Genomic DNA, 26945 nt, shown 5'->3' on the forward strand with positions numbered 1-26945 from the left:
ACCCGCCTCGACCGTCGCCCGATCGTCGGTGACCGTCGCATCGACGACGATCGAAGCCGCATCGTTGGCGCCGGTGAGCGAGATCGAGACATTTGCCTCGCTTAGTGTGCCATTGCCGAGCCGTATCGCGTAGACAAAACTATCTTTGAGGATTTCACCGGCAGACAGCGTGTTGATATCCGCGCCCGAGCCCGCGATGCCGCTTCCATCACTAAGACGGTATTCGATCTTTGCATTATTGATCCTGACCCAATTGCCGAGCAGGGTCTTCTCCCAGGCAGATGTCCCATTCGTTCCGACGTCTTTCGCAAGAAGCTCATAGTCGGCGGTAATTGGATTGCCATCTCCGTCGTCGACCGAAAAGAGGGATTTGGCATTCCCGCCAAGATCGTTCGACATCACGTCAAGGGTTATGGTTTTGGTAGCCGCATTGTAAAGCTGGAGACTGAGCAGTTGGTCTTCTGTCCAGATGTAAGAGTCATCCTTCGCCTGCGGCGTATTGGAGAAAGAAGTCGTGCTGCCACCGCCGGTGCTTTGCGTACCCATCAAAATACCCCCATAACACAAAACAAGTAACCCGGGGATGATTCAAGACTATCAAACCAGAACGACACGCATGAACACGCAGCCGCGCCGGTATTATCGGCAACAATGCCAATTTTTCTTAAATTATGACCGGAATACTCCCCATCCCTAATAAAGTGTTAACACATATACTGTGAAATGAAAGACGATTTTCTTGCGATGGTAAATTTATCCAGGAATTCGCCGCGAGAGACGCCGAAGTCGCAGACCTCGATCCTGACGAGCAGTGGGGGTGGGATGGCGGCGCGCAAGCCGCTTGCGAAGCGCAGGCCCAAACTTTAGAGCCTTTCCGCTTTTCCCCGATTAGGTCAGCACCGGCTGCTCCACGCCGATCATTTCATCGGGATGTTGTCCCGGATCGGCTTTCTACAACGAAGCCAAAAGAAGGAGCTCCAAATGTCCGACGAAGCCGAAAATAATGGTACAACCGCCATCATTCCAGCTTAGAACGCGTCACCAGCCGAACAAGCAGCCACCGCGTCCGTGCTCGAAGACATGCGAAAGGAAAGACTGGACACCCCGCCCGCGCTGTTCTCCTGGCAGCTCGATCCGCAGGGAATGGCCAAGCTGATCTTTGAGATGATGACACTGCCGATGATCGTGTGGTCGACGGGCATGTCCCTGGCGTATTCCCTCTGGTTAACGTCGCTGCTTCCCGCACGCGAGACGATCGATCAGAGCGCGGATTGTGCTTAGCAAATCGATCGATGCCGTCGGGTCGCACCCCAGCCACCTCTGGAACGCTCAACTCTCCGCCCAGAATTCCGAGGATATTCGCGGAATGACGGGCGGAGGCAGAGGGCCGAGCCATGCGCAGACGCAGCAAGCGGCTGCGAGCGGCTATGCTTCAACCTGACGAAACTTAATCGTTGATATCCGGCTCGATGACCCGGGCAAGATTGCGCAGCGACTCCTGCCAGCCGAGGTAGCAGGCTTCGGGCGGGATGACGTCGGGCACGCCGGCCTGGGTGATGTCCACCTCGGTGCCGACTGAAACCTTTTTCAGCGTCACGGTGACTTCCATTTCACCCGGCAGGTTGGGGTCGTCGAACTTGTCGGTGTAGCGAACGCGTTCGCCAGGGACGAGCTCGAGAAATTCGCCGCCGAAGGCGTGGCTGTTACCCGTCGTGAAGTTGCGGAACGACATTTTGAAGGTGCCGCCGACGGCCGGCTCCAGATGATGCACGGTGCAGAGGAAGCCGTTCGGCGGAAGCCATTTGGCAAGCGCGTCGGCCTCGATGAAGGCGCGATAGACCTTGTCCGGGCTGGTCGCGAAAACACGGTGCAGGCGTATGGTGTTCGGCATGATCGTAATCCTTTGAATGAACGGAATGGACGAAGCTAGGACGGGTGTGATTTGGCCGATCCGACACCGGATCGAAGTTTTCTTCAACAAAATTGCTCAGGGCGCGCGCGCGTCGTGCTCAATTGGCCATGCAGTCGAGCGGCTCAGCCGGGCATGCCGTCGAATTGCGGGAGATCGAGCGGTCTTGCCCATTTCAGCCGGCGCCGGGTAAACATTTCGACCCCCGGCTCGATCAGCTCGGGCCGGTCAAGGCTGCCGAGCGTCACGAAGACAAGGCCGGGAAAACTTTCCAGGTTGCTGCTGAACAATCTGGCGCCGCAATCCGGGCAGAAATTGCGGTCGAGCCCCTTGCCGGAAGCGGCAATGTAATGAAACGCTTTCGGGCGGCCGGCGATCAAGGTGAAATCATCCTGCGGTATGGCGAAGAATGTCGCCGCCTCGCCGCCCGACGCCTTCTTGCAATCCAGGCAATGGCAGTTGGCGACAAAATTGGGGTCGGTACCGAATGCAAATTTCACCGCGCCGCAGGCGCACTGCCCCGTATATTTCCCGGTCATGTCAGGCGCCTTTCATCAGTTCGCGCGTCTTACGATTGGCTGCCGAGGCCGTCATGCCGCAGGCCGTCGTGGAGACGTCCCTGCGGCCCGGCCGACGAGCCGAATGAACGATTGTCTATGATTCGCCGAGCGGTCGCCGCCTAAGCCGCATCTTGTTTTTTCAACGCCTCAAGGAGCGTTCTGGCGCCCTCTTTCGACGAAGCCGGATTCTGGCCGGTGATCAGCAGACCATCCTGAACGACATGCACGCCCCAATCCGCCGTCTTCGAAAACTTTGCGCCCTGCTCTTTCAGCACGTCCTCGAGCAGATAGGGAACGACGTCGACAAGGTGCATGGCTTCTTCTTCGGAATCGGTGAACCCCGTGACAGCCCGGCCCTTGGCGATGGGCGTTCCATCCGGCGCCTTCACATTCGTCAGGATACCGGGGGCGTGGCAGACGAGCGCCACGGGTTTTCCCGCCGAAAGCATGTCCTCGATGAGCGACAGCGCATAACGGTCGTTCGTCAGGTCCCAGAGCGGGCCGTGCCCTCCGGGAAAGAATACGCTGTCATAGTCCGTCTGGTTGATTTCGGACAGCTTCACGGTGTTGGCGAGCCTAGCCGTTGCGGCCGTGTCTTGTTCAAACCGTCGCGTCGCTTCCGTCTGGAAGGCCGGCTCATTGCTCTTCGGATCGAGCGGGGGCTGACCGCCCTTCGGCGAAGCCAGCGTGATGTCGACCCCGGCATCACGGAAAACGAAGTAAGGAGCGGCAAGCTCCTCGAGCCAGAAACCCGTCTTCTTGCCGGTGTTTCCCAACTGATCATGCGATGTGAGAACCATGAGAATTTTCATTGCTCAGCTCCTTCAAAGCCGGCCGGCGGACAAACCGTCGGCACCCGGATTTACGGTGAAATACTGCCTGCAATCTCATGCTGAAACCGGAGGGGACATAGAGCGGCTGCGCCGCGAAACAAGCTCTCTCGCATGGTGTTTGCGGGAATTGCGTTAGGCAACCTCACCAAGAACCGACGTCGCGCGCACCTTAGCCTCTGTGAGATTTGAGGCTAAGGTGTATGAAGAGGAAACGACGTCGCGTAAGGCCATTCGAGGGACCTGGAAAGTGAGCAAGCCGAATTACCGGGACATCGCCCGCCATGCCGGCGTGGGAACAGCCACGGTCGAGCGGGTGCTGAACGGGCGTGGGGGCGTTCGCCCCGAACTGGTCGAGAAGGTCATATCCGCCGCACGTCGCCTGGATTACCCGCGCAAGCTTCCCGAAACCCATCGCGGCCTGCTCAGGATAGAAGTGCTGATGGTTCGCCCGGAGACGAGCTTCTACCGTCGCCTTTCACATGCTTTCGAAAGAATAGCCGCTACCCTCGACCCCCTGGTCGTCGTGCACCGCAGCTTCACCGACGAACTGAATCCGGAGGCGATCGCGCGGCGCATCCTGTCGACCGACCTTTCGCGTGCCGGCTTGATCCTTGCGGTGCCGAGCAGCCCGGTGATCAGTGCCGCAGTGGAAAAGGTAAATGCGCAAGGTCTGCCGGTCGTGCACGTCGTGACACGCGCGTCCGAGCGCGTCGGCGAATTTATCGGTATCGACAACAATGCCGCCGGCCGGACGGCCGCGCTCTACATCAGCCGAATGGCTGCCCGGACCGGGCCTGTCGTTGCAATCTGCCACCCCATTTATCAGGTGCATCGCGATCGGATCCGCGGTTTTTCAGCCTATTTTCATGAACATTCCGGCGCCTCCAGCTTCGAATGGCTGGGATTCGGCGGCGATGAGGAGCGCTCCAGCGCCGATCTCCTGTGGTCGGCCCTGGAGATGTATCCCGGCCTTGCCGGTCTCTACAATGCCGGCGGCGCCAACTCCGCCCTGATCAAGGTGCTTCGCCGGCATCCGCGCGGCCGCGACGTGTTCTTCGTCGGGCACGAGTTGACCGAATACACGCGTGCAGCCTTGCTGGATGGCATCATGGACGTGGTGCTGGATCAGGCGCCGGAAGCACAGGCGCGCCGCGCACTCGACCTCATCCTGCGCCGCATCGGTTTGACCGATATCGAGCCGGACCGGGCTCCTATTCACTTCATCACCATCACCAAGGAAGGGCTTTGATCTAATCAGATCAAAGAAGGCTTCGGCGTTCGCAAGCCCCCCTGATACTTTTGCGTCAGGGAGGAGACCCGGCGCGAGACAAGCGACACCGGATCACCCCACCAGAGATATGTGTGGGGCGCGGAGAATATGCGACGCCCGGAGGAAATGGAATGGATGATCTGAAATTCGGCAAGCGCAACAAGCGCGGCGACTGGGCGCCGGACCAGCCGGCCGAGACCGCGCCGCTTTTTGCCTTTCCGCCGCGGCTGACGGCGATCCTGAAATGGCTGCCGCACTACTTCCTTCCCTGGAACCTGATTTTTGCCCTGTCTGCGCTCGCCTACTGGACCTGGGTCATTCCGCCGGTCGATACGATGAAATCGCTGAGCCTGGGCTGGGTCGCGTGGCTCTATGCCGTCAACGCCGTCTCGGTCTTCCTGTTCTACGGCGCCTTCGAACTGCATCTCTACGTGTTGAAGCGCCAGGAAAACCGCTTCAAATACAATGGCAAATTCCCGGCCGAGCAGAAGAGCAAGGCGTTCTGGTTCGAAAGCCAGAACCTCGACAACATCCTGCGCACCTTCCTGTCCGGCGTGGTGATCTGGACCGCCATCGAGGTCGGGATGCTCTGGGCCTATGCCAATGGCTACGCGCCGTGGCTGAGCTTCGCGGAAAACCCGTGGACGCTGGCGCTCGTCGCGCTCGTAGTGCCGATCATTCACGAGTTCCACTTTTTCTGCATTCACCGGCTCATCCACACACCTCTCCTCTATAAGTGGGTGCACTCGGTCCACCATAATTCGGTGAACCCCTCGCCCTGGTCATCGCTGTCGATGCATCCTGTCGAGCATCTGCTCTATTTCGGAACGGCCTTCTACCACCTGTTCCTGCCCTCCAACCCGATCATCATGCTCTACCAGCTCCACTATGCGGGTTTCGGAGCCATTCCCGGCCATGTCGGCTTCGACAAGGTCGAGCTCGGCGAGCAGGGGCTGGTCGATAGCCACGCCTATGCACATTACCTCCACCACAAATACTTCGAGGTGAACTACGGCGACGCCCTGATCCCGCTCGATAAATGGTTCGGCACCTGGCACGACGGCTCCCCCGAAGGCGAAGCACAGATGCAGGAGCGCTACCGCAGACGGAAGGAAAGGCTTGCGGCTCGCAAGGCTCGCCTGGAAGTCGGAGGGGCGGCCGAATGACCTGGGTTTCAGCTGGCAAACTCGACGATATCGAACAGGAAGGGGCCATCCGCTTCGACCACGGCGGGCGCACCTACGCGATCTACCGCGGCCCCGACGACAGTGTTTACTGCACGGCCGGGCTCTGCACCCACGAGGCGATCCATCTCGCGGAAGGCCTGGTCATGGATTTCGAAGTGGAATGTCCAAAACATTCAGGCGCCTTCGACTATCGCACCGGCGAGGCCCTGAGGCTTCCCGCCTGCGAGAACCTGAAAACCTATAAGGCCGAAGTGGTCGATGGCGAGGTTCGCGTCGCCCTCAGTTAGGCCGCACGTATCGGATGGCCGCGATGGGCATCCGGCATGAAGCCGGGTGACCCGGCGTTTTTATGGAGAAAACATGAACGGTATCGTCATCATCGGCGCGGGCGAATCCGGCACCCGGGCGGCCTTTGCCCTGCGCGAGGCGGGTTATTCCAGGCCCGTCACACTGGTCGGAACCGAGCCTCACTTGCCTTATGAACGGCCTCCTTTGTCTAAGACCGTCAACGATGCGGTGCAGATGAAGCTGATCTGCGCGGCAGAAGCGCTGGATGCGGCCGGCATCGCCTATCTCAAAGGGGTGTCGGCCTTAAGACTGGATACCGGCGCGGCAATGGTGACCTTGAGCGATGGGCGGGCGTTGCGTTACGAAAAGCTGCTTCTCGCCACCGGCGCACGGCCGAGACGGCTCACATGCCCCGGGGCAGAGCGCGCGCTCGACTTCCGTACCCACGCCGACGCCGAAGCGATCTTCTCCAACATTGCGCCGGGCCGGAGCGTGGCGATCATCGGCGCGGGTCTGATCGGGATGGAACTCGCATCGGTCCTTCGCGGAAAGGACGTTGCGGTCAGCGTGATCGAAGCCGCGCCGAAACCTTTGGGCCGCGCCGTCCCTGCCCGTTTCGCCGAACAGCTCCATGCCAGACATGCTGCCGAAGGCGTGCGCTTCCATCTCGATCTGGGCGTTGCGGCAATCGGCGATGACGGCGTCACCCTGACCGATGGCAGCCTGGTGGCCGCCGATCTTGTCGTCGGTGCGATCGGCGTCCTGCCTGAAACAGTTCTCGCGGAAGCGGCCGGATTGGCCACGGGCAACGGAATTCTGACAGACACCTGTCTTCGCACCAGCGCACCGAATGTTTTCGCCGCAGGCGATTGCGCGGCGGTAGCCCAACCCGGCGGCGGACATATTCGTTTTGAAAGCTGGCGGAACGCCCGGACGCAGGCCGAGACCGCAGCGCGGAACATGCTCGGTGCCACCGAGAATTTTGCCGCCCTCCCCTGGTTCTGGTCCGACCAGTATGATCTCGGCCTCCAGGTGGCGGGGCTGCCGCAGCCCGCGCATCGGATCGTTCTGCGTTCGATCGCCGACGGCGAGCTTGAATTCTATCTGGATGATGGGCGTCTGGTGGCGGCGGCGGGCCTTGGCATCGGCAATAGCCTCGCCAGGGATATCAAGCTCGCCGAGATGCTGATTGCCGCAGCTATCAGCCCCGGCCCCGCGGAACTGGCCGACCCCGGCATAGGCCTCAAAACGCTTCTGAAGAGCGCGCGGGCCGCATGATGCAGAAGCTGCTGATCTTCCAGTCGCTCTGGGCCATGGAGCGCCGGCACACCGACGGGTTCGAGCGCAGTCTCGAGGAGAACATCGCCATGATCTCCGAGGCCGGGTTCGACGGCATCAGTGCGCACTATACGAACCGCCGGGATGTCGTTCGTCTGAACGACGCCATCCGGGGCACCGGCTTGAAGATCGAGGCAGTCTGCTTCCCCCGCTCTGTCGACGACCTGCGACTGCCCCTGGAACTTGCCGCGGAATTTCCGGTCAGCCACATCAACCTGCAGCCTGATATCCGCCCGCGCCGCGTCGAGGCTTGCCTGCCGCTCCTCGACGGCTGGATGCGCCTCGCTGGAGATGCCGGCATTCCGGTGTTCATCGAAACTCATCGCGACAGGATGACGACGGACCTGTTCTTCACGCTGGATCTCTTGGACCGGCGTCCCGAACTGCCGCTGTTGGCCGACCTGTCGCACTTCCTGGTCGGCCGCGAATTAGCCTTTCCCGTCGATGAAGAGAACCACGCACTGATCCGCCGCATTCTGCAGAACGCCCATGCGTTCCACGGACGGGTCGCCTCACGTGAGCAGGTGCAGATCGAGATCTCCTTTCCGCACCACCGGCCCTGGGTCAATCTCTTCCTCGAATGGTGGGAGTATGGTTTTCGCCATTGGCGAGCACGCGCCGCCGATGACGCCGCGCTGATCTTCACCTGCGAGCTGGGTCCCAAACCCTATGCGATCACCGGCAGAGACGGCAACGACCAGACGGACCGGTGGGCGGAGGCCTTGGCGCTTCGGCAGATGATCCTTGAACTGTGGGTAGCGACTGGCCTCAAGCCTGTTACGCCTTAAATCGGGGTCCGGCATCCCAAGATTCGCGAAAACCATGGTCGACCGATCCGCGCATGAGATTGCCGCCTATGGCCGCGAAAACTCCGCCGTCTGCAACAGCCGCGGACGAAACATTTTCTACAAATCAGTAGAAAGGAACGACCTGTCGCATGACGGCCTCCCGTGGTCCTGTCCTTCGGAGATTGGCGTGAGGGCGATCGATTGCTTCTTTTTATCCGTGACATAAGTGTATCTCAATGCTGCGGTTGGGGATTGTTAATCAGAAATGCCTAATGTAAATCTTAACGTGCACAAGTTGTGTGGGAGTCGAACTGCTACAATAACTGATTAGGACATTCGGCCGAGGAGAGCCTTGGACATGCGGAAAATTCGTGCGGCCCGCCCGGCCCGCGGAAAAATGGAGGCAAAAGTTTTGAGCTCGATCGATCGGCTTTTGTTCTTTGACCGCGATTTCAATCCCGTCGAGAATTTGCTGGGCAATGAGCTGCCTGCTTCCGTCAAACCAGCAGCGTCGTTTTGGGAGCATTTTACAGAATTAGACAAATCGGAAATTACCCTCGCTTTCGCTTCCATGGGCGATGGTACCCAGCCTTTGCGGATATTTGGCGATCCCAGCAGGTCTGGGTGGCGCGGACTGACGATTTACAGGATCGGAGATCTGTTTGCCGTGGTTCGGTCCGAGGAACCTATCGACGAGGAGCGGGCAACCCTTTTGCATCTCGCCACCCACGATCCACTGACTGGACTGCCGAACCGACGCCAGTTCAGCGACGACCTCACCGAGTTGTTACAGGAGACCGCAGCCTCGAACGAGACCCTGTCCCTGATGCAGCTCGACCTTGACGATTTCAAGCCCGTGAACGACACGCTCGGGCATCCGGCCGGAGACAAGCTTCTTCAATTCGCAGCAAAGCGTATTCAAGGCTGCCTCACCGCTGATGACAGAGCCTATCGACTGGCGGGTGACGAGTTCACCGTCATATCGATGGGCTCGGGGCATCCGGCCAAAGCACACCACCTGGCAGAAGCTTTGGTTGCCGCATTCAAAAAGCCCTTCACCATAGATGGCATCACGGTATTTGTTGGTACCAGCATTGGCATCTCGACCGCTCCACCGGATGGAACAAGTCCGGAGCAGCTGATGAAAGCCTCCGATCTCGCCCTCTACGCCGCGAAGAAAGAGGGACGCGGCCGGGCAAGCGCGTTTGATCCCTCAATGCTTGAATTGCTGGAGCAACGCGAACTGCTGCGCCGCAGCCTTCGCATGGCCTTGGTCCAACAGGAATTCTCCGTCGAATACCAACCCATCGCCGAGGGCGGCTGCATTGTCGGCTTCGAAGCATTGCTGAGGTGGCACCACCCTCTCCTTGGAAATATTCCCCCCGTGACATTCATTCCGATGGCTGAGGCCGATGGACTGATGCCGGAAATAGGTGCATGGGTTTTGGAGCAGGCATGCCGCGAGGCAATGAAGTGGCCGCCGAACTACCTCGTCGCCGTCAATGTGTCGGCGGCTGAATTCTTGACGAGCGGCCTCACCGATCGGATATCCCAGACGCTCGACCTGGTCGGGTTGCCGCCCGATCGTCTGGAACTCGAGATAACCGAAAGCGTGCTGCTTGAGCGGACCGTCAATAACATCGATACCTTGAATACGCTCAACGTGCTGGGGTTACGAATCTCGCTGGATGATTTCGGGACCGAATATTCTTCGCTGAGCTATCTGAAGACATTCCCTTTCGACACGATCAAAATCGACAAATACTTTATCACCGATCTCGAAAGCGATCCGAAAAGTCAGACAATCGTCCGCTGTATTGTGGACCTGGCACATGGTCTCGACATGCAGGTGACAGCCGAAGGTGTTGAAACGCCGGCTCAAGCGGAATGGCTGCGCAGCGTGGGCTGCGACAGGCTCCAAGGCTATTTGGTGAGCAGGCCGCTACCGGTCGAGGCAATCGACGAGTTCATCGCCCGGGCAGAAACATCTGTGCAGCACGCTCTGCCATAACGAACAACCGATTTTTTGCCGTGCCTTTAGCTATCGCAAGCATTAGCCTGACGCCCCGGGCAAAACTGATGGAGGGTGGATTTGGAAGAGGAAGCATCTGGCTTCGACGACCACGCATTCGTGCCGATGGTATCGCTGGAAATGAACCTTGCGATGTTCAAATCCCGATGGCAGCTTTGCGACGGGATTACCGAATATCTCTCGGAAATCCTGGGCCAAAGCCACAGCGATCCGGCTCGATATTCCAATTTCCTTTCCGTCGCAGCAAACGAGCTCGTTGAACTTGCTTTCCGTTCGACCAGAGCGCCTGGAAGGATCAGGTTCGGTCTCTATCGCAGCGCGACATTCAATCGGCTGAGAATTGCGTTTCCTCGCGAGGACGCATTTGACCGCCAGCCTGTCGCCGGGTCCGCAGAGCTGGTCACGAAGTCCGAAGAAACAGTCTTGCTCCGAGATTTGGCGACAATATTCCGCGCCGCTATCCGCATTGAAGAAGACGACGTGCACGGGATGCAAATCATCGCGGATTTCCCCTCCAGGGAGGACTTCCAATGAACCTGCTTCCCCTGCCCTTCACCGCGCATTTCGATCCGACAAATCAGGAACTTTTGCTGGCTGGCAAGATGCGGCCCGAAAGCGCCGGTGAGATTGCCGATGTCCTGAAGCTCGTGCGGCAAAGTTTGGAAAAATACAGCGGGGTCGTTTACCTCAATGTGAAACGTCTGACACACATCAACATGACGGCCTTCGCCGCCCTGTCCGATGTCCTGACGGCAAGCTGCCGGGCCAGGCCGGAACGGAGGATCGTCATCATTACGTCGAGCGTGGTGGCATGGTCGACCTCGTTGTTCGAGACCTTGGTCGCCTCCCAACCAAACTTGTCGGTCGAAGTCTACGACTCGGCATTTTATCCGGGCCAGACCTTCGTCGAGGATGAGAGTTTCATTCCCATTCTGCGCACCCAGACGAAAATGACATGGAGGCACGAACGCGAACTGCTGCCTCGCCATGGCCTGCGCAACGGCCTTGTCATCGCCGATATCTGCTGCGGAATTGGTGATTTTGCCGCCCTGGTTCAGCGGGAGTTCAAACCGGCACGCCTTGTCGCGCTGGATCATTCCGTGCGCAGCCTCGATTATGCCCGCAAGGTCGCTGCCGATTTCGATCTGCAGGGAATCGAGTACACCTATGGTGACGCCTCGCAAATGCTGCTTCGAGACAACCAATTTGACTTTGTCACCTGCCGACATTCGCTGCAGATTTTCGACCGTCCCGAGATGCTGCTGCGGGAGCTTTACCGAATCTGCAAACCAGGCGGCCGCGTCTACATCACCAACGAGAAAAATTCGCATTGCCTGGGCGAGCCACATGCTGAAACAATAAAATGGACTTACGAGGAGGTCGCCAAACTGTTCAGGCATTTCCACATGGATGTCGAAATGGGGCCGAAAAGCCGCCATCTCCTTGCCGATGCGGGGTTCGATGACATCAAGGTCGACTGCTTCATGGTGACCAACCTTGATGGGGATCCCCAGGACTTCGCAGACATCATCGAAGCTTGGGAAAATGTCTACGCCGGTGAGATGGCCGTCCGACGGGGCGACTCCGTGGATTTCATTCGCAGGTTCCGGCAGGGATTCAAGGATCACATCTTTGCCGCTCTTCACCCCAAGGGTTACGCAGGCTGGCCGATCTGGGCTGCATCCGGAAGAAAGCCGCTGTAATGGACGCGCAATTATCGAAGAGACCGGCAGGATTGGCCTCGTTTCGGGCAAAGTTCATCCTGGTCGTCGGCGGAGCCGTCCTCTTTGACCTGCTGGTCAGCGGTGGACTGGCGCTTTGGAACGTTCAGAGGCTATCGCGTGACGCGACGCTCGAGGTCGGCCAGGGTCTTGAGGCTGCGAGCCAGGAATACATCGGCACTTATGCCGATTCGACCGCAGCCCAGGTGAGCCTGCTGCTGCGGCAGGTTCATAGCGACGTCGGTACCCTGGCAGGTGTGCTCCAGGCGCAGATCGACGATCCCGAGCGGAATTCGGACGTCGGCGCGGCAATCGCTCGCACTTCTCCGGGCAGCGTCAGCCTGTCCTACGATCAGAAGGGGAAGTGGTCCCAGAACGCTCCGGGTTCTGTCTCTGTTGTGAGCGTCTGGGGGTACTTGCTCGGACAAGATCATAGACCGAGGGCCGATGTGGAGAGCGATATCCAGGCGAGCGCTGTTCTGGATCTTATTGCGCCGAGCCTGATGCAGCACGGTGCTTCAAAGCTGCAGATGTATTATATCGGCTCGAAAGCACGACCGATCTTCAGGACCGCGCCCTATACCGACCAGGCTCAGACCTTCGACCGGCTTTATCCCGGTCACAACGAGGCCGATTTCTGGGACTTCTTTTTTCCCGGACTTTATGAGTCCTGGCAGGGCTGGGCCAAGGATATGAAAACGCGTCCGGTCGCCGACGATATAACCCAGACAGCGCCCTATACCGATGCTATTACCGGCAAGCTGATCGTCAGTTTCTTCCATCCATTGTGGACAGCCGACAGGAAGGACGTTGCCGGGACGGCCGGCGCCGATATCACACTCGACCAGCTCGCACAGATTGTTGAGAATGTGAAAGTGGCCCAGTCCGGCTTTGGATTTCTGGCAATGTCCGACGGAAACGTCGTGGCGATCAACGGCACAGGAGAAAAAACCCTCGGTCTGCGTTCTGCGAGCGATGCGGGCGGAGCCGGCGCCGGCGCCTTGACCGGCCTGCAGCGCTCGCTGAAGGGAAGCTCCCAGCCTGCCATCGCCAAACTGGCTCTTGACCGAGAACAGGGCATTCAGCACCTGCTGTTGCAGCAGGACGGCAACGAGGTCCCCTATATCGTTATCGTCAAGAAACTGCCGGCGACCAATCTCTGGGTCAGTGGCCCGGTTCGGCAAGAGGCGATGTTGCTGGGGGTGGTTGTGCCCGAGCGAGAAATCGAGGCCTCGCTCTATGCGGCCCAGGCCAAGATTTCCGAGGCGACGAACCGGATCGTGCTCTACCAAATCCTAGCGATTTTGATGTCATTGCTGATCGTGACCATCGCGGTATTTGCCGCCTCGAAACGAATAACCGGCGGCATCAGTGCACTCGCAGGTGCCGCCAAACGTATTCAGGCGAAGGATTATTCGGTCAGGGTGGCCATAACAAGCAAGGATGAAGTCGGCGCGGCTGGCGAAGCATTCAATCGGATGGCCCAAGAGATCAGCTATCACACGGAAAATCTCGAACAGCTCGTCGAGGAGCGAACCGCTCAGATCGCAGATGCAAAGGAAGAGATTTCGATGCTGAATTCACAACTTCAGCGAGAAAATAGGCGTCTCGGAACAGAGCTGGCCGTCGCCGAGAGAATCCAGTTGATGGTTCTTCCGCTGCATCAGGAGCTTGAGGACTTTCAGGCGCTCGAGATCGCCGCCTATATGAGACCGGCGGAAGAAGTCGGCGGCGATTATTACGACGTTTTGAAGAGCGGAAGCCGGTTGAAGATCGGCATCGGCGACGTCACCGGACACGGGCTGGAAAGCGGCGTGTTGATGCTGATGGTTCAGTCCGTCGCCCGCGCCCTGCAGGAAGCCGGAAATACCGATGCGGTGAAATTTCTCACCAATCTGAACAGCGCCCTGTTTAAGAACATCGTCAGGACGAAAATCGATAAGCACCTCACTCTGGCGTTTCTTGACTACGACGGAAAAGAGATGATCCTGTCGGGACAACACGAGGAAGTTGTCGTCGTGCGGGCGAACGGCGAGGTCGAGCGAATAGACACCATGGATCTGGGCATTCCGATCGGGCTGGAAGCCGATATTTCCGCTTTCATCAAAACCCGTGAAATCGCGTTCGAGACGGGAGACCTCATACTCTTGCACACCGACGGCGTAACAGAAGCCGCAAACGACGCGGGAGAACTCTTCGGCATCGAACGTCTCTGCCGCGAAGCACTTCGCTTGAAGGGTCAGGATGCCGAGAAAGTCGTTTCCGGAATTGTAGCGGCATTGATGCGCTTTGTCGGATCGCAGAAGATTTACGACGACATCACCCTTCTCGCCGTGCGGCATAGGTGAGACAATGACGCCAACGGTATACGGCATGGAATCTCTGGCTGATATAAGCTTAGGCTCGGGCACTCGCCTCACCTTAAGCGACGGACCGCTTCAGCTGGGATGGAAGCACTCGGGAATGACGGCGGACTTCATAGCGGAAGTCATGGCTCTGCCGTATTCACGTTCAAAGAAAGACTACATGCAGGCGCATCATGACATCGAATATCTCAGCAACGAATTGATTGAAAATGCCGTCAAGTTTCGACAGCCTGGCGAGATCCTCATTGAAGCCGGCATATTCGACGGAGCTTTTCTGATAAGGGTGAAGAACACGATCGATGGCGTGACATCGTCCCGCTTCCAGCAACTGCTGCATCGCCTCCAATCGAAAGACCCGGGGGAACTTCTTCTTGAGCAAATCGAAACCAATGCCATATCGACAACGAGCGGTTCGGGCTTGGGATTGCTCACGCTTCTGAGCGACTACGAGGCAAAAATGGCTTGGGCGTTCGAAGAGAACAATGACCAGCGCATCATACTGACGACGACTGCAGCCGTGGCGATGCCGCCCTCCTCCAATCCGTGAGCGAAGAATGGAAATCAGCGACGAAAACTTCCGCGTATGGGCGGAAAGAAACCAGGTATATTTCGACGGCGTATTCCGGCTGGCAGGACCGGACGCCTATGCACCCATTTATTCATTGATTTCAGGCCTGCTTCATGAGGGGCACGAACAGGTGACGTTCAACCTGACCGGTCTCGAGTTTCTCAATTCCTCGGGCATAAATCTCCTGGCCAAATTGACGATCGAAGCCAGAAAGATGGGCGACCTGCTGCTCGTCATCAAAGGCACCAATCTATATCCCTGGCAAGCCAAGTCGCTGCCGAACCTCAAGAAGCTACACCCGCTTCTCGATTTGCGCCTGGCGTGATTCTCCTTCGGTCCAACCGGGACGCTTGCGTGAGGGGCATCGGCCTCCGCTGACCCGTGCGGATATCGCCTGACGCCGGCCCGGGTGATGATATGGATTTGTTAAGTACTTCCATTTGTTTAGGACCATAGTCGGATCGACATCCGGACCTCGGGCCGATGTGCAAGATGCAATCAAGGTCTAACCTCTGACACTCCAGACGCGATGCACTCACACCGCGCTTGATGAGCCGATCCGGAGGAAAATGATGCGGATAGCAACTTTGGCGTCCTTGGCCGCACTCTCGCTGGCCCTTGCAGCAAGCCCGGCAACCATTGCAGGCTTCGACATATCAGCGCTCGCAAAGGACGGCGGCAACGGCGGCGGAAATGGTGGTGGCAACGGCGGCGGCAATGGTGGTGGCAATGGCGGCGGCAATGGAAACAGCGGCAGCCACGGCAGCAGCAACCAGGGCAGTGGCTCAAGCCATCGCAACGGAGCAACGCATGGCAGCACCAAATCGTCGGGCGTGAAAGGCAAATCCACTGACGCAGGCAAAAAATCCAAGGCTGACGAGACCACGAAAGAGAAGAACCTGTCGGCGCAACTTGCGGGCCTGAACTCTCTGAAGCGGAATTACAAGGCGTTGATGCATACGTCGGACCCACGCATGACCGCCATCGCGGCCTATGCCGTGGCTTATGCCCAATACGAAATCGACAATGGAACCGAGCCCGCAGCCGATGACCCTCTGTTGGGGGACGCGGCGCTGGAGGAGGCATTGGCGTCCGCAACGAAAACCGGTCAGGTCAGCCCGGCCGTTCTTGACCAAGCCAAGACCATCCTTGGCGTGGGCGACGCGAATGGAAAGATCGATCAAATCCGCACCTCGCTGGAACAACGTCCCCCGGCAACGTCAGACGAATAGCCGCGCGTGAGGTGCAGGCGGTGCGAAGCGCCCCAGAATGGCTCCGCACTAAATTACGAGAGCATTTCCGTTTGTTTGAGTAACGGAAATGCTCTTTTTTTGCGCAATTTTGGGATCAAAGCTGCTGTAGATGTGGGCAGCAGCCCCATCCGGCTGCCGCCACCGACCGGGGTCGAGCCACGGGTCTCGACCCGTCCTTCGGACCCCCGCTCGCGGGGCGAAGGTGGTATGCCGCACCGCCTTCCCTCATCCTCAACATTGCGTTTGGCACGTCCCCTCTCCCCGTTTTTTACGGGGGTCCGAAAGACGGGACGAGACCGATGGCTCGTCCCCGGCAAGGGTTAGGGTGAGGGGCAGCTTTTGGTTCAAGCCGCCTTTTCGACCACAGGCGCGCGCATCGCCTGCGGCTTTCCGAGCAGATAACCTTGTGCCTCGTCACACTGCTCTTCTAAAAGCGTGTCGAGCTGCGCCTGGGTTTCCACGCCTTCCGCCAGCACCGGCACCTCCAGGCTGCGGCCGAGCGCCAGAATGGCCCGGACGATCGCCTTGGATTGGGCGTTGCTTTCGACCTCGGCCATGAAGCTCTTGTCGAGCTTGATCTTGTCGAAGGGGAAGGAGCGCAGCGTCTCCAGCGAGGAATAGCCGGTGCCGAAATCGTCGATGGCGATCGAGACGCCGAGCGCCTTCATCTCCCGCATGGTGCGCAGCGCCTTGTCCTTGTCGATGATAATAGAACTTTCGGTGATCTCGATTTCCAGGCGGCGCGGGTCGAGGCCGGTTTCGGCGAGGATGCCTGATATCACGGCCGCCATGTCGGCATGGCCGAGCTGGACCGGCGACAGGTTGACGGCGATCTTGTGGCCGTTGCTCCAGCTCGCCGCCTCCCGGCAGGCTTCGCGCAGCACCCATTCGCCGATCGGCAGGATCGCGCCGCATTCCTCGGCCAGGCCGATGAAATCCATGGGCGGGATATTGCCGCGCTCGGGATGGCGCCAGCGCAGCAGCACCTCGTAGCCGGTGATTTCTCCCGTCCGCACCGATTTCTGCACCTGATAGTGCAGATGAAGCTCGTTGCGATCGATTGAGGCCCAGAGATCATTGGCGAGCGCGCGGCGGTGGCGCGCGGTCTCGTCCATATCAGCCTCATAGAAGCAGACCCTCTGCAGCAGGGTGTGCTTGGCGCGGTACATGGCCAGGTCGGCATTGGCGAGAAGCCCATCGACGCTCTCGGCATCGTTCGGATAGATCGCAACGCCGAGGCTGGCGCCGGTCTTGATCTCGAAGCCGTCGACTAAGACCGTGCCGCCGAGCGCGCTTTCCAGGCGGCCGATGAAATCGTGCAACGCGCTCAAATCGTCGAAGCGCTTGGTCGCGGCGAACTCGTCGCCGCCGAAGCGGGCGATGAACTCGCCCTCCTGCCGCGCTTCGCCCAGACGCCGCGTCAGCTCGACGAGAACGATGTCGCCGGTGGCGTGCCCGTGCTGGTCGTTGACCTCCTTGAACTTGTCGAGATCGATGCCGATGACGGCGACATGGCCGCTCACCCGGTCCGCAACCATCAGTTCCTCGGACACCCGCTCGCCGAACTGCAGCCGGTTCGGCAGGCCCGTCAGCGCATCGTGCATGGCGAGGAAGGCGACCTGCTCCTCGGATTTCAGCCGGCTGGTGATGTCTTCGAAGGTGACGACCCAGCCGCCATTGGCCAGCATGTTGACATTCTGCTGGATCGACTTACCGCTCGCATATGTGTGCACCGCGCTGCCGGCGCCGGCCCGGATCAGCGCCATGTTCCTGATGTAATGCGCCTCGGCTTGGGCAGCCGCTTCCGCCGCATCCTCGGTGTTGGCGGCATAGCCGATTTCGACAATCTGCCGGTAGGGCATGCTCGGCCGCACCGAACCCTCGGGGAAGCGGAAGATATCGAGATAACGCTTGTTGCAGAGCACCAGGCGCTCGTCTCCGTCGAACATGCAGATGCCCTGCCCCATATTCTGGAGCGCCACGTCGAGATTGCGGGTCACCTCCTCGATCCGGTCGGCATCGGCCTTCTGCTTGCTGTTGTCCTTGGTGATCTTGGCAAAGCCGACCAGCGCGCCGGCTTCGTCATGGATCGCGTCGATCACGACATCGGCCCAGAAGGAGGAGCCGTCCTTGCGATAGCGCCAGCCCTGCGCCTCGAATTTGCCCTCGGTGCGGGCGGTCTCAAGCGCCCGCTGCGGCAGGCCATTCCGGCGGTCTTCCGCCGAATAGAACAGCGAGAAATCCTTGCCGACGATCTCCTCGGCGCGATAGCCCTTGGCGCGCTCGGCGCCGGCATTCCAGTTGCTAACCTTGCCGTCGGGATCGAGCATACAGATGGCGTAGTCGGTGACGCCCTGCACGAGCAGCTTGAAATTGCGCTCCGCCTTGGCGGTCTTGGCCTCCGAGCGCACGGCGAAAATGGCCGCCGCAAAACCCGCTGCCAGCAGTGAAAAGGTAACGGCGGCGATCGTCACCACCATGACCGCGGGCGAAAGCAGCGTCGCGGGATCGAGCGCCACAATGCCGGGCGTGACGGTGACACCGGCCATCGCGGTGAAATGCAGGGCGACCACACCTGATGTCAACAGAAGCGTCGGCGCGAGCCTGCCGAGAAGCGAACGCTCGCCCCTGCCCGCAAACCGGAAGGCCGCGACCGAAAAGGCGATGCCGAGAGCGACCGAGGCCGTGACGAACCCACCATCCCACGAGATATCTCCCGGGAATTCGATGGCGAGCATTCCGGAAAAATGCATCGACCCGATGCCGGCGCCGAAGAGCACGCCCGCCAGAATATTCGCCACCCATCTGCTATAGGCGATCTTGGCCGCGATCGCGCCTGTCGTCGCGACGATCGCGACCAGCAGCGAAACCAGCGTCAGGCCAACATGATAACCGACGACGACACCGGGGTCATAAGCCAGCATGGCAACGAAATGCGTCGCCCAGATCCCAAACCCGCCAGCCGCCCCCGCCGTCCCGATCCACACCCACCGGGCAGCGCCATCGGATGACATCGCCCGATCGAGCAGAACCATGGCGCAATGGCTGGCGAGAAAGCAGATCAAACCCGCGAGACCGACCAGCGTGAGATTATGCTGCTCGGTAACGCATGTCAGAACGGTGAACATGGAAGTGGCCCTCGATTTGCGGGGTCACGCTAATCAGCGGGCGCTTAAGGAAGGTTGAAGTGGGAGCGGGCGGCTGGCGGGGATATCGCGCCAATTCAGCGGGTTGTGAGATTAGGGTTTATGGTGGGTGTCTTGATATGGTGAATGGATCTTCGACTGGCGCGGCGGGCGAGGTCCGGCGAAATAGGGCTTGCCCTGCCCCACCACGACCGGGTGCAGGTAGATCCGATACTCGTCGATCAGACCAAGTTCGGTCAGGCTGTGGGCAAGCTCCGGGAAACGGCCTCGATCTCCCCAATTTCACCCAAGCACCATGGTACCGGACTTGGATGAGGGGAATCTGGGATGTCGATCTTGCTAAGAAGTTTGTCGCTACTGGTTGGAATAACGTTGGCAGTACCAGCCTTTGGAAATTGCTTAACCGCCAATGAGACCAAACAGGGCGTGCTGCTGACCAGAGAAGCGCCTTTCTATTCCGTCTTCTACAAGCCGGACGGCCCAGGTCTCACCGAACAACGGCTGATGGAGCGCGACGGTTCACTGCAGCCGGTATCGGCTGTCTATCTGCACCCCTTGCTCGTCGAAAAGAGAGTGAGTGCCAGCGGTACGCATGAGCTGAAATACGCGAATGCGATTGCGTTGGACGATCTACCAGAGAAGAAGAACTGGCAATCCGACACCACGCTTTTCATCAATGGCAAAAAATCCGATTACGGCTGGGGAGAGGAAACGATTGCATCCTGTTCCTACAAAGTTTGGGCCATTAACAGCCGTCTGAAACTGACGGAATTGCCTCCGATTATTTTCGAACAATACTATTCCCCCGAGCTTCATCTCGTTCTTCGTTCAGTAAGGTTAGGCCCCTCCAACCAGCCGCTGAGCGAGGTTCGATTTGATCGGTTCCAAATCGGCTGGGGCAACTAGGGGGACATTGTGTCCCCTCTATCATCTCAGAAAGCCCGGTCTCTAAGGCTTCTAAGCGATGATGGGCGCTCCCAGAATTGGTTTTTGGGAGTTTCCAGGAAGGCCCTCAGATCCACCCGACTTGAAGGATCGCCTTCATCGCGCTGCGGGCCACGTCGGCAGCGCCTGCCCGGCGACGGCCTCGAGCGTTTCGCGGCTGAAGCCGGCTTTGGCCTGCACCGCCATGCCGTGGAGCACGGCCATCAGGAATACCGCAAGCACCTCGGGCTTCGCCGTCTCCGGCAGGTCGCCCTCGGCTTTCGCCCGTTCGAAACGGTGACGAAGCTGCGCTTCGCACACCGTGCGCGCCTCTGTCAGGGTCTGGCGCACGGGTTCTGCCTCATCCGATCCGGCCAGTACGCCATTAATGACGAGACATCCCCTGTGATCGGCATGAGGTGCGTTGAGATCGATAGCGCCCATGGAGGATATGCGCGGCAACCTCCTGCGCCGTCGGCAGCTGCGGTAACATGTGCTATTGACAGCTTCATATCCCCCGTACAACTCTTTGCTACATGACTTCAACAAAACATTTATTGACAGAGCAACCAGGAACATTCGCAAATCCAAAATGCTATTTGCATTTTCTCGGCGGCTGCTGCGAGAAAATGACAAAAGAGCATCTTATGTCTCGCAAGATGACATTTCCTGGGCCTAAACCGCTTCGCGACTACGCTGGCAACCCCTTGGTCAACCCAACACCACTGGCCGAAACAGCGAAAATTCTATGCAAGAACCACAACTCTGGCCTCAGCGCTTTTGATACGGCAGGCACCAACCTTTTCAATGCGGTCGAAGCGGCAAACCGTCTCGAAAATGGGACTGTAGAAATTAACGGCAATGACCTCGAGCGTTTCATGATGCAAAGGTTGTGTGCTCACACGTTTTCGAACGTGGCTACGTTCCGAGGCGTGCCGTTAGGGTGTCGCGTACCGCAGGAATTGATCAGAGAGATCTTCACCCAAGAAGAGATTGCTCGTCCTTGGGGTCTGTATCTTACAATACCACCAGAGTACATCGACAAGCCGGGAGTAAATATGGAATTCGCTCCATTTTATAATCTGCCAACCGACCAAGCGATCGGATGCCGAATCTCCTTTGGAAGAGTGAGCCTAGCAGCTATTTTCGGTCCGGTTTCCCCGGGACTCCCGCTTCAATATTACAGAATGGCGGGTTTTCGCTTCTGGGTCGATGGCGCAAAATCCTTTGAAATCCGCCTCCACTGGAAAAGTGGAGCTCAATCCGATTTCATTGATCTGGATTACGATCGGACGCCGGTAACCACGAACTAGAACCTGCGAGCGCCTAATTAGCCATACCGAAATAGGCCCCAAGTTAAGTCGACCGTCTAGGTCACGCCTGATGTCTTCGCAGACCACCTACCCCCTCCAAGCACAGGACGAGGTAGCTTGAAGGATTTTTCATTCCCGTCTAGCACTGTTCAGGTGGAATGATCATTTCATCAGGCCTCTTACCGTCCTCGTAATGGCGGATAAGACCTGTCAAAGATTTTAAGGCCATTGTTCTGTGAGGCTCATCCCAGTGGCTGAGCTTTTCCACGACTGCGGCATAGACGCCCCGCGCCCACTGAAGTTCCTGAAGTAAAGGGTCTCCATCTCTTGCTCGGTGGTACCGATAGGCCAACAGTTTCGAACCAGCATTCAGTTGTGGAACGTCCTGAGCCATGAGCGTAGCGAGCCTATCCACGGGTATATTCGTCAGGATCGGCTCTGCGGACAGTTCGTAGTCGTCGGTACGTACAAACTTGAAAAGGGCGTCCAAATCGCCTGCTTCCGCTTCACTCAGCACGGACTCGGCCCGTGCTTGAAGGTCGAAAGCCGCTGCCTCTTGCGACCGAGTGTGGATATACCGGAGAATTTCTTGAAACTCATCCGTCTCGTGTGAACTGAAACCTAGGCCACCGTGGCTGTCGGAAACCGCAGGAAAGTGACCGAACTTGCTTCTTTCCAGCAGGCGCTTGTCAGCAAGCTCGTCGATATAGCGTTTGAAGAACGCCACCACCTCCTCCCTATCGGTCAGCCTTCGATCATTGACCGCCCATTGCCTGATCGCCAAGCCGGCGGAATGGAGGATTGGGCCGAGTTCCGTATGGATGCGTTGGGCGAGTTCATTGCTGAGGTCGGCTATAGCCTGTTCGGTTTCTGCTATCGGCCTGTCGTGGCTGTGCCATAGCTTGCGCCAAGATGCCTCAGTGTACTCTTTTCCGAATCCAAATTGAGACTTGATCCACAGATTCACCTGATCGCGATCGAGTACTCCGCTGTTTTCAAATCCTTTGACGAACTCATAATCTACTGGTGGAGCATCGACAGAAAGCGACGCAAAGGTGTCCGAAAAGGCTTTTGCCTTCGCCAGCAGCGGTTCTAGTGGAGTGTTTTGATTTCTGTCACTAATCGAATGGACTGCGAGAGAGATTGAAAGCCCCGGAAGTTTCCTCAGCGTTTCAGAATCAAGCAGTCCCGACCTTATCCATAAAGTTGTCGCGAGCACGACGCCCATCGTCCATACGACATGGGATTCAGGGATCTCGCTGTCGGCGATCAGGCAGTCCACGAAGACAGCGGCGTTGTGCATCGCCCAACTGAGGTTACGCAGGTTCTCAACTTTCGAACTCCGTGCAATCTCAAGCAGATCACCAACCTTATTGGTCATAAGCTCTTTCGATAGACCGTTCGGCAAATCTCTCACCGAACTCCGGATTACGCTTTCCAGATCGGCCTCGATACGGGCTCTCCTACCGACAATCTTTTCATTCTGATCCTTCCAGATCCCTCCACCGACGAGGTCTTTCAGCTTCTCCTCATCCGTCACCAACAACACATGGCGACCATGTTCAGCTACGAACGAATTGACGAGACCCATCACCTCTCCGAAGGCTTGCCTCTCCACGCGCTCCAAGTCGTCAAAAACGAAGACATAATCACGCAATCGCTTGATTGCGTTCTCGCCGAACTTCTCTAGCGCCGTCTTGGTTGCGTCCTTGACACGGAAGATTTCTCCTATGCCGATTGCAATAGTCCCAGCGATTCCACCGGCGACCGCCTCCCCCGGACAGGCGGTCTTGTAGATACGCATCTCCACGTCCTTTGCAGAGGCCGCACCGAACAGACTGACAAAAAGGAAAGGGGTATGGTGACGGCCTTCCGCGTTCATCTGCTTTATGCGGGCTGGCTCATAGACGTTCTGCAAGAAATAGGTTTTGCCGCTTCCCCAACGCCCCTCGATCAAGACGGCATGAGGAACAGACAACGTGTCGGCATCGAGATACGCATCGAGAACTTTGGTGGCGTGTTCGTTCATCGCGCATCTAGCTCCGGTGCAATTTTTGAAATGAACGTATGCCTCAAATGACAGCGCTCGTCCAAGGATTCATCGCCAAGAACATACGTGGACGCCCTCGTCAGCCGTTCACCCCGCCAACTCCACAATCGCACACCCATACCCCTCAAGCTCCAGCCTCCCCGCCACCATCTTCTCTCCATCCAGCAGATCCCGCCCGGCAGGCACCCCACCCACCGTCACCGCCTGATCCATATAATTCTGCACAAACAGCAGCCGCCGCTCGTCGTTCATCCGCATCGTCACCTCCACGCCCTCGGGCAGCCCGCCGACCAGCGGCTCGATGCCAGCGGGGGCGAACAAGCGTTCGGTGAGCGCCTCGGTCAGATCAGGTGTGAGATAGGTGCCGAGATAGACCACCTGGCCCTTACCCACCTTGCGGGAGGTCGCCATCGGCTGACCTTCGGCGTAGCGGTTGGACCAGGCGGCGATCACTTCGACGTCGGGGTCGATGGTGAGGTTTTCGTAGAAATGGCCGGCCGTCATTTCGCGGTTGCCGATCTTGAACAGGCGCTGGCGGCGGTTGCTTTCGGCCGGTTTGTTCGGCGGAATGACAAGGCCGCCGGAGCGCTCCATCACGTCGAAGAGGCCGTTGGCGCCGGGGGCGGTGAGACGGCCGAAATCTTCGACGCGCACGCCCGTCAGCTTCGAAAGCGCGGTGCCCGGCGCGGTCTCGCGGATGACGTGGTTGTCCTGGTTGCGGGTGCCGGTGCGCGCGCCGATGACGACGGTGCCGCCTGCCTCAGCGAAGGCTTCGAGCCTCGCCGTCCATTCGTCCTTCCACATCACCCAATGGGGGACATAGAAGAGCTTCAGCTTCGATAGATCGTCCTCGGGATGGATGAAGCCACAGGCGATGCCCCTGTCATAGCAATATTGGTGCAGCAGGATCGCATCGTCCTGCGGGCTTGGCAGGCCGATCGGATAGGTCTTGTGGGCCTCCTGATTGTCGAAGTCGGAGCCGGCGATGCCGACATCCATGCGCACATAGGTGCCGAGGATCTTGGGCGCCAGCGCCGTCATCTCGGTCGCGAAGCGCTTGGCCTCCTCATAGCGATGGCGGCCGATATCGTCATGGTCGATGATGCCCATCCAGTAGATCTCGGCGCCGAAATGGGCCGGCCGCCAGCGGAAGAACATCAACCCGTCGGCGCCATGGGCGACCGAGGAGAGCGCCATGCGGCGCAGCTCGCCCGGTTCCGGCGTCAGCGTGCAGAAGCCCGGCTGGCTGCCGAAGCCGGATTGCTGCTCGGGCACGATGTAATTGCCGGAAAAGCCGCGGCAGATATCGAGATGCAGTGCCTGCACCTTGGCATGGTTTCCGAGCCGCATGAACTCGTCATAGAGCATCGGATAGATGTCGTAGCCGACGAAATCGAGATCCGTGCCGAACTGGCCGCGGAAATCGATATCCCTCAGGCCGCCGAGATTGTGGAAGACGAACCAGGAAGGCTTCACATCTCGCAGGATCTCGACCTGATCATGCTGGAAACGCGCCGTCGAGAAGGCGAGGAAGCGGTGGTAATCCTGCAGATGGCCGGGGCTCGGGAAGGTCGGGCCGAACTCGATCGGCAGCACCACCTGATCGAAGCTGTCATAGGCCGTCGCCCAGAAATCGCCGCCCCAGGCGGCGTTGAGCTTTGATATCTCGCGGTATTTGCCGGCGAGGAAGGCCTGGAATTCGGTGAGCGTCGCTTGGGAAAAGCTCTCCGGCATGCTGGTGTTGAGCTCGTTGTCGGTCTGCCAGCCGACGACGAAGGGATTGCCGCGATAATGCTCGGCCATCGCCCTGGTGATGCGCTTGCTGTGTTCGCGGAAAACGGGGCTTGCCGTGTCGCAGTGCTGGCGCGAGCCGTGGCTCATTGGCCGGCCCTTGCCATCGACCCTTAGAATTTCAGGGTGTGCCGCTGTCAGCCAGCGCGGCGGGGTGGCCGTCGGCGTGCACATGATCGTGTCGATGCCGTAGCGGCCGAGCATTGATATGGCGCGGTCGAAGAGATAGAAATTGTAGGTGCCGAGCTTCGGCTCGAGAATATGCCAGGCGAATTCGGCCATTCTGACCACGTTGAAGCCGGCCTTCGCCATGCGCTCGGCGTCGCGCTCCCAGTAACTTTCGTCGACATGCTCGGGATAGTGCGGCGCACCGACGAGGAAGCGGTCGGTTTTGACGGGGTTCCATGCGGAGAGGGTCTTGTCGGACACGGTGAGGTTTCCTGTGATTATCTGTCGAGGATGGTTTTGCGGGCGCTGATCGTGCGTCCGCCATCGGATGAAAAGAGATAGAGTTCCCGGGCATCGAGCTTCAGCGCGACGTTCTGCTCGGCGGCAAAGGGCGCCACGTAACTCAGCTGCACCGTGATATTGCCGGTGCCGCTCTCCGAGGCGATGGTCCTGAGATTGCCGGCGTCGACATAGAGGATGGTTTCGCGGCCGAGATGCTCGACGAGCCTGACCTGGCCGTGGATCGCCCCGCCCTCGCCGCCATCGGCGACCATCGATATGTTCTCCGGCCGGACACCGAGCGTCAGGCTGGCGCCTTTCGGCAGCGCTGTCGCCTCCGCCAGTTCCACCGTCACCGGCACCAGGCCTGGCGCCGAGACTGTGACATTGCGGCCGGACACGCCATCGACGGTGACGCCGAGGAAGTTCATTCTGGGTGCGCCGAGGAAACCGGCGACGAAGAGATTGTCGGGGTTGCGGTAAAGCTCCAGCGGCGAGCCGACCTGCTCGATCACCCCCTGGTTCAGGACGACGATGCGGCTTGCCATGGTCATCGCCTCCACCTGGTCGTGGGTGACGTAGACCATGGTGGCGCCGAGCTCGGCATGCAGGCTGCTGAGCTCGACGCGCATCTGGGTCCGGAGCGCCGCATCGAGGTTCGACAGCGGCTCGTCGAACAGGAAGACCTCGGGCGAGCGGGTGATCGCCCGGCCGATCGCCACGCGCTGCCGCTGGCCGCCGGAAAGCTGCTTCGGCCGCTTGTCGAGCTGGTCGGTGATCCGCAGGATCTTGGCGGCGCGCGCGACAGCCGCCTCGATCTCGGCCTTCGGGCGCTTGGCCATCCTGAGGCCGAAGCCCATGTTCTCCGCCACCGTCATGTGCGGATAGAGCGCGTAGGACTGGAAGACCATGGCGATGCCGCGATCGCCCGGCTCCTGTTTGCTGACGTCGCGGCCGTTGATCAGGATCTGGCCGGAGGAAATCTGCTCCAGCCCGGCGATCGATTTCAGAAGCGTGGACTTGCCGCAGCCCGACGGGCCGACCATGACGATGAACTCGCCTTGCGCGACCGAAAGGTCGATGCCGCGCAGCGCATGATAGGCGCCGTAGTTCTTGTTGATCTCACGGAGTTCGAGACTGGTCATGTCTGGCTCTCTTCTG

Annotated in this window: 23 protein-coding genes and 2 pseudogenes; 15 read left to right on the forward strand and 10 right to left on the reverse strand. The window is 59.0% G+C overall.

What is annotated here, in order from left to right; translation table 11 throughout:
• Positions 1-546 (reverse strand): VCBS domain-containing protein (locus CO667_RS30960; RefSeq protein WP_210421755.1); only part of this gene is annotated, 546 nt, incomplete at its 3' end.
• Positions 547-1068: 522 nt separating this feature from the next.
• On the opposite strand from CO667_RS30960, the gene CO667_RS30965 reads away from it, so the two are divergent.
• Positions 1069-1281, forward strand: coding sequence for a hypothetical protein (locus tag CO667_RS30965; protein ID WP_245433374.1), 213 nt, complete (start codon positions 1069-1071; stop codon positions 1279-1281).
• A 166-nt stretch (positions 1282-1447) separates the two neighbouring features.
• Here the strand turns inward: CO667_RS30965 and CO667_RS30970 are convergent, their stop codons facing one another.
• The 3 genes from CO667_RS30970 to CO667_RS30980 form a co-directional block, all read right to left on the reverse strand.
• Entirely contained in the window at positions 1448-1891 is a 444-nt protein-coding gene (locus CO667_RS30970; RefSeq protein ID WP_097621981.1) for an SRPBCC family protein, read from the reverse strand.
• 143 nt (positions 1892-2034) lie between these two features.
• On the reverse strand, positions 2035-2448 hold the full coding sequence (locus CO667_RS30975) for a GFA family protein (protein ID WP_097621982.1): 414 nt from the start codon (positions 2446-2448) through the stop codon (positions 2035-2037).
• Between the two features lie 140 nt (positions 2449-2588).
• Complete coding sequence (locus tag CO667_RS30980; RefSeq protein WP_097621983.1) at positions 2589-3281, reverse strand: type 1 glutamine amidotransferase domain-containing protein; 693 nt, start codon at positions 3279-3281, stop codon at positions 2589-2591.
• A 268-nt stretch (positions 3282-3549) separates the two neighbouring features.
• Here CO667_RS30980 and CO667_RS30985 point away from each other — a divergent pair, with 268 nt between their 5' ends.
• From CO667_RS30985 to CO667_RS31040, 12 genes are all read left to right on the forward strand, one after another.
• Positions 3550-4551, forward strand: a complete 1002-nt coding sequence (locus CO667_RS30985; protein ID WP_097621984.1) for a LacI family DNA-binding transcriptional regulator — start codon at positions 3550-3552, stop codon at positions 4549-4551.
• Positions 4552-4703: 152 nt separating this feature from the next.
• Complete coding sequence (locus CO667_RS30990) at positions 4704-5738, forward strand: sterol desaturase family protein (protein WP_097621985.1); 1035 nt, start codon at positions 4704-4706, stop codon at positions 5736-5738.
• Complete coding sequence (locus CO667_RS30995; protein WP_097621986.1) at positions 5735-6046, forward strand: MocE family 2Fe-2S type ferredoxin; 312 nt, start codon at positions 5735-5737, stop codon at positions 6044-6046. Before CO667_RS30990 ends, CO667_RS30995 begins: the two co-directional genes overlap by 4 nt.
• Before the next feature lie 73 nt (positions 6047-6119).
• Entirely contained in the window at positions 6120-7325 is a 1206-nt protein-coding gene (locus tag CO667_RS31000) for an FAD-dependent oxidoreductase (protein ID WP_097621987.1), read from the forward strand.
• On the forward strand, positions 7322-8173 hold the full coding sequence (locus CO667_RS31005; RefSeq protein WP_179874256.1) for a sugar phosphate isomerase/epimerase: 852 nt from the start codon (positions 7322-7324) through the stop codon (positions 8171-8173). The genes CO667_RS31000 and CO667_RS31005 overlap by 4 nt, the downstream gene beginning before the upstream one ends.
• Positions 8174-8531: 358 nt before the next feature.
• A complete protein-coding gene (locus tag CO667_RS31010) occupies positions 8532-10184 on the forward strand; it encodes an EAL domain-containing protein (RefSeq protein ID WP_097621988.1) in 1653 nt (550 codons plus the stop codon).
• 81 nt (positions 10185-10265) lie between these two features.
• The gene (locus tag CO667_RS31015) at positions 10266-10739 is read left to right on the forward strand and encodes a hypothetical protein (RefSeq protein WP_097621989.1); all 474 of its coding nucleotides are present in this window, start codon (positions 10266-10268) and stop codon (positions 10737-10739) included.
• Positions 10736-11908: a class I SAM-dependent methyltransferase gene (locus CO667_RS31020; RefSeq protein WP_097621990.1), complete on the forward strand. Its 1173-nt coding sequence runs from the start codon at positions 10736-10738 to the stop codon at positions 11906-11908. The genes CO667_RS31015 and CO667_RS31020 overlap by 4 nt, the downstream gene beginning before the upstream one ends.
• Positions 11908-14274, forward strand: a complete 2367-nt coding sequence (locus tag CO667_RS31025; RefSeq protein WP_097621991.1) for a SpoIIE family protein phosphatase — start codon at positions 11908-11910, stop codon at positions 14272-14274. Before CO667_RS31020 ends, CO667_RS31025 begins: the two co-directional genes overlap by 1 nt.
• A gap of 4 nt (positions 14275-14278) precedes the next feature.
• Entirely contained in the window at positions 14279-14839 is a 561-nt protein-coding gene (locus tag CO667_RS31030) for a hypothetical protein (protein ID WP_097621992.1), read from the forward strand.
• Between the two features lie 7 nt (positions 14840-14846).
• A complete protein-coding gene (locus CO667_RS31035; RefSeq protein ID WP_097621993.1) occupies positions 14847-15185 on the forward strand; it encodes a hypothetical protein in 339 nt (112 codons plus the stop codon).
• Between the two features lie 247 nt (positions 15186-15432).
• Positions 15433-16092, forward strand: a complete 660-nt coding sequence (locus tag CO667_RS31040) for a hypothetical protein (protein ID WP_097621994.1) — start codon at positions 15433-15435, stop codon at positions 16090-16092.
• A gap of 365 nt (positions 16093-16457) precedes the next feature.
• Here the strand turns inward: CO667_RS31040 and CO667_RS31045 are convergent, their stop codons facing one another.
• Complete coding sequence (locus CO667_RS31045) at positions 16458-19241, reverse strand: EAL domain-containing protein (protein WP_097621995.1); 2784 nt, start codon at positions 19239-19241, stop codon at positions 16458-16460.
• A 162-nt stretch (positions 19242-19403) separates the two neighbouring features.
• Positions 19404-19517, reverse strand: a pseudogene (locus CO667_RS31050) (dihydrofolate reductase family protein); the annotation flags it as partial.
• Between the two features lie 69 nt (positions 19518-19586).
• Here CO667_RS31050 and CO667_RS31055 point away from each other — a divergent pair.
• Positions 19587-20165 carry a hypothetical protein gene (locus CO667_RS31055; RefSeq protein ID WP_097621996.1) on the forward strand — a complete coding sequence of 193 codons (579 nt, stop codon included), beginning with the start codon at positions 19587-19589 and terminating at the stop codon, positions 20163-20165.
• Positions 20166-20300: 135 nt separating this feature from the next.
• Here CO667_RS31055 and CO667_RS31060 read toward each other — a convergent pair.
• Positions 20301-20667 (reverse strand): annotated as a pseudogene (locus tag CO667_RS31060) (TetR/AcrR family transcriptional regulator); the annotation flags it as partial.
• Between the two features lie 52 nt (positions 20668-20719).
• Between CO667_RS31060 and CO667_RS31065 the strand changes: the two are divergent.
• On the forward strand, positions 20720-21496 hold the full coding sequence (locus CO667_RS31065; protein ID WP_179874257.1) for a hypothetical protein: 777 nt from the start codon (positions 20720-20722) through the stop codon (positions 21494-21496).
• A 139-nt stretch (positions 21497-21635) separates the two neighbouring features.
• Here the strand turns inward: CO667_RS31065 and CO667_RS31070 are convergent, their stop codons facing one another.
• From CO667_RS31070 to ugpC, 3 genes are all read right to left on the reverse strand, one after another.
• Positions 21636-23525 (reverse strand): P-loop NTPase fold protein, encoded by a 1890-nt coding sequence (locus CO667_RS31070; protein ID WP_097621998.1) that lies wholly within the window; start codon positions 23523-23525, stop codon positions 21636-21638.
• A 108-nt stretch (positions 23526-23633) separates the two neighbouring features.
• Positions 23634-25766 (reverse strand): beta-galactosidase, encoded by a 2133-nt coding sequence (locus CO667_RS31075; protein ID WP_097621999.1) that lies wholly within the window; start codon positions 25764-25766, stop codon positions 23634-23636.
• Positions 25767-25783: 17 nt separating this feature from the next.
• A complete protein-coding gene (ugpC, locus tag CO667_RS31080) occupies positions 25784-26929 on the reverse strand; it encodes a sn-glycerol-3-phosphate ABC transporter ATP-binding protein UgpC (protein ID WP_097622000.1) in 1146 nt (381 codons plus the stop codon).
• Positions 26930-26945 lie beyond the last annotated feature (16 nt).

Origin of the sequence: Rhizobium sp. L43, from assembly GCF_002531725.1 — a bacterium.
Taxonomy (GTDB): domain Bacteria; phylum Pseudomonadota; class Alphaproteobacteria; order Rhizobiales; family Rhizobiaceae; genus Rhizobium.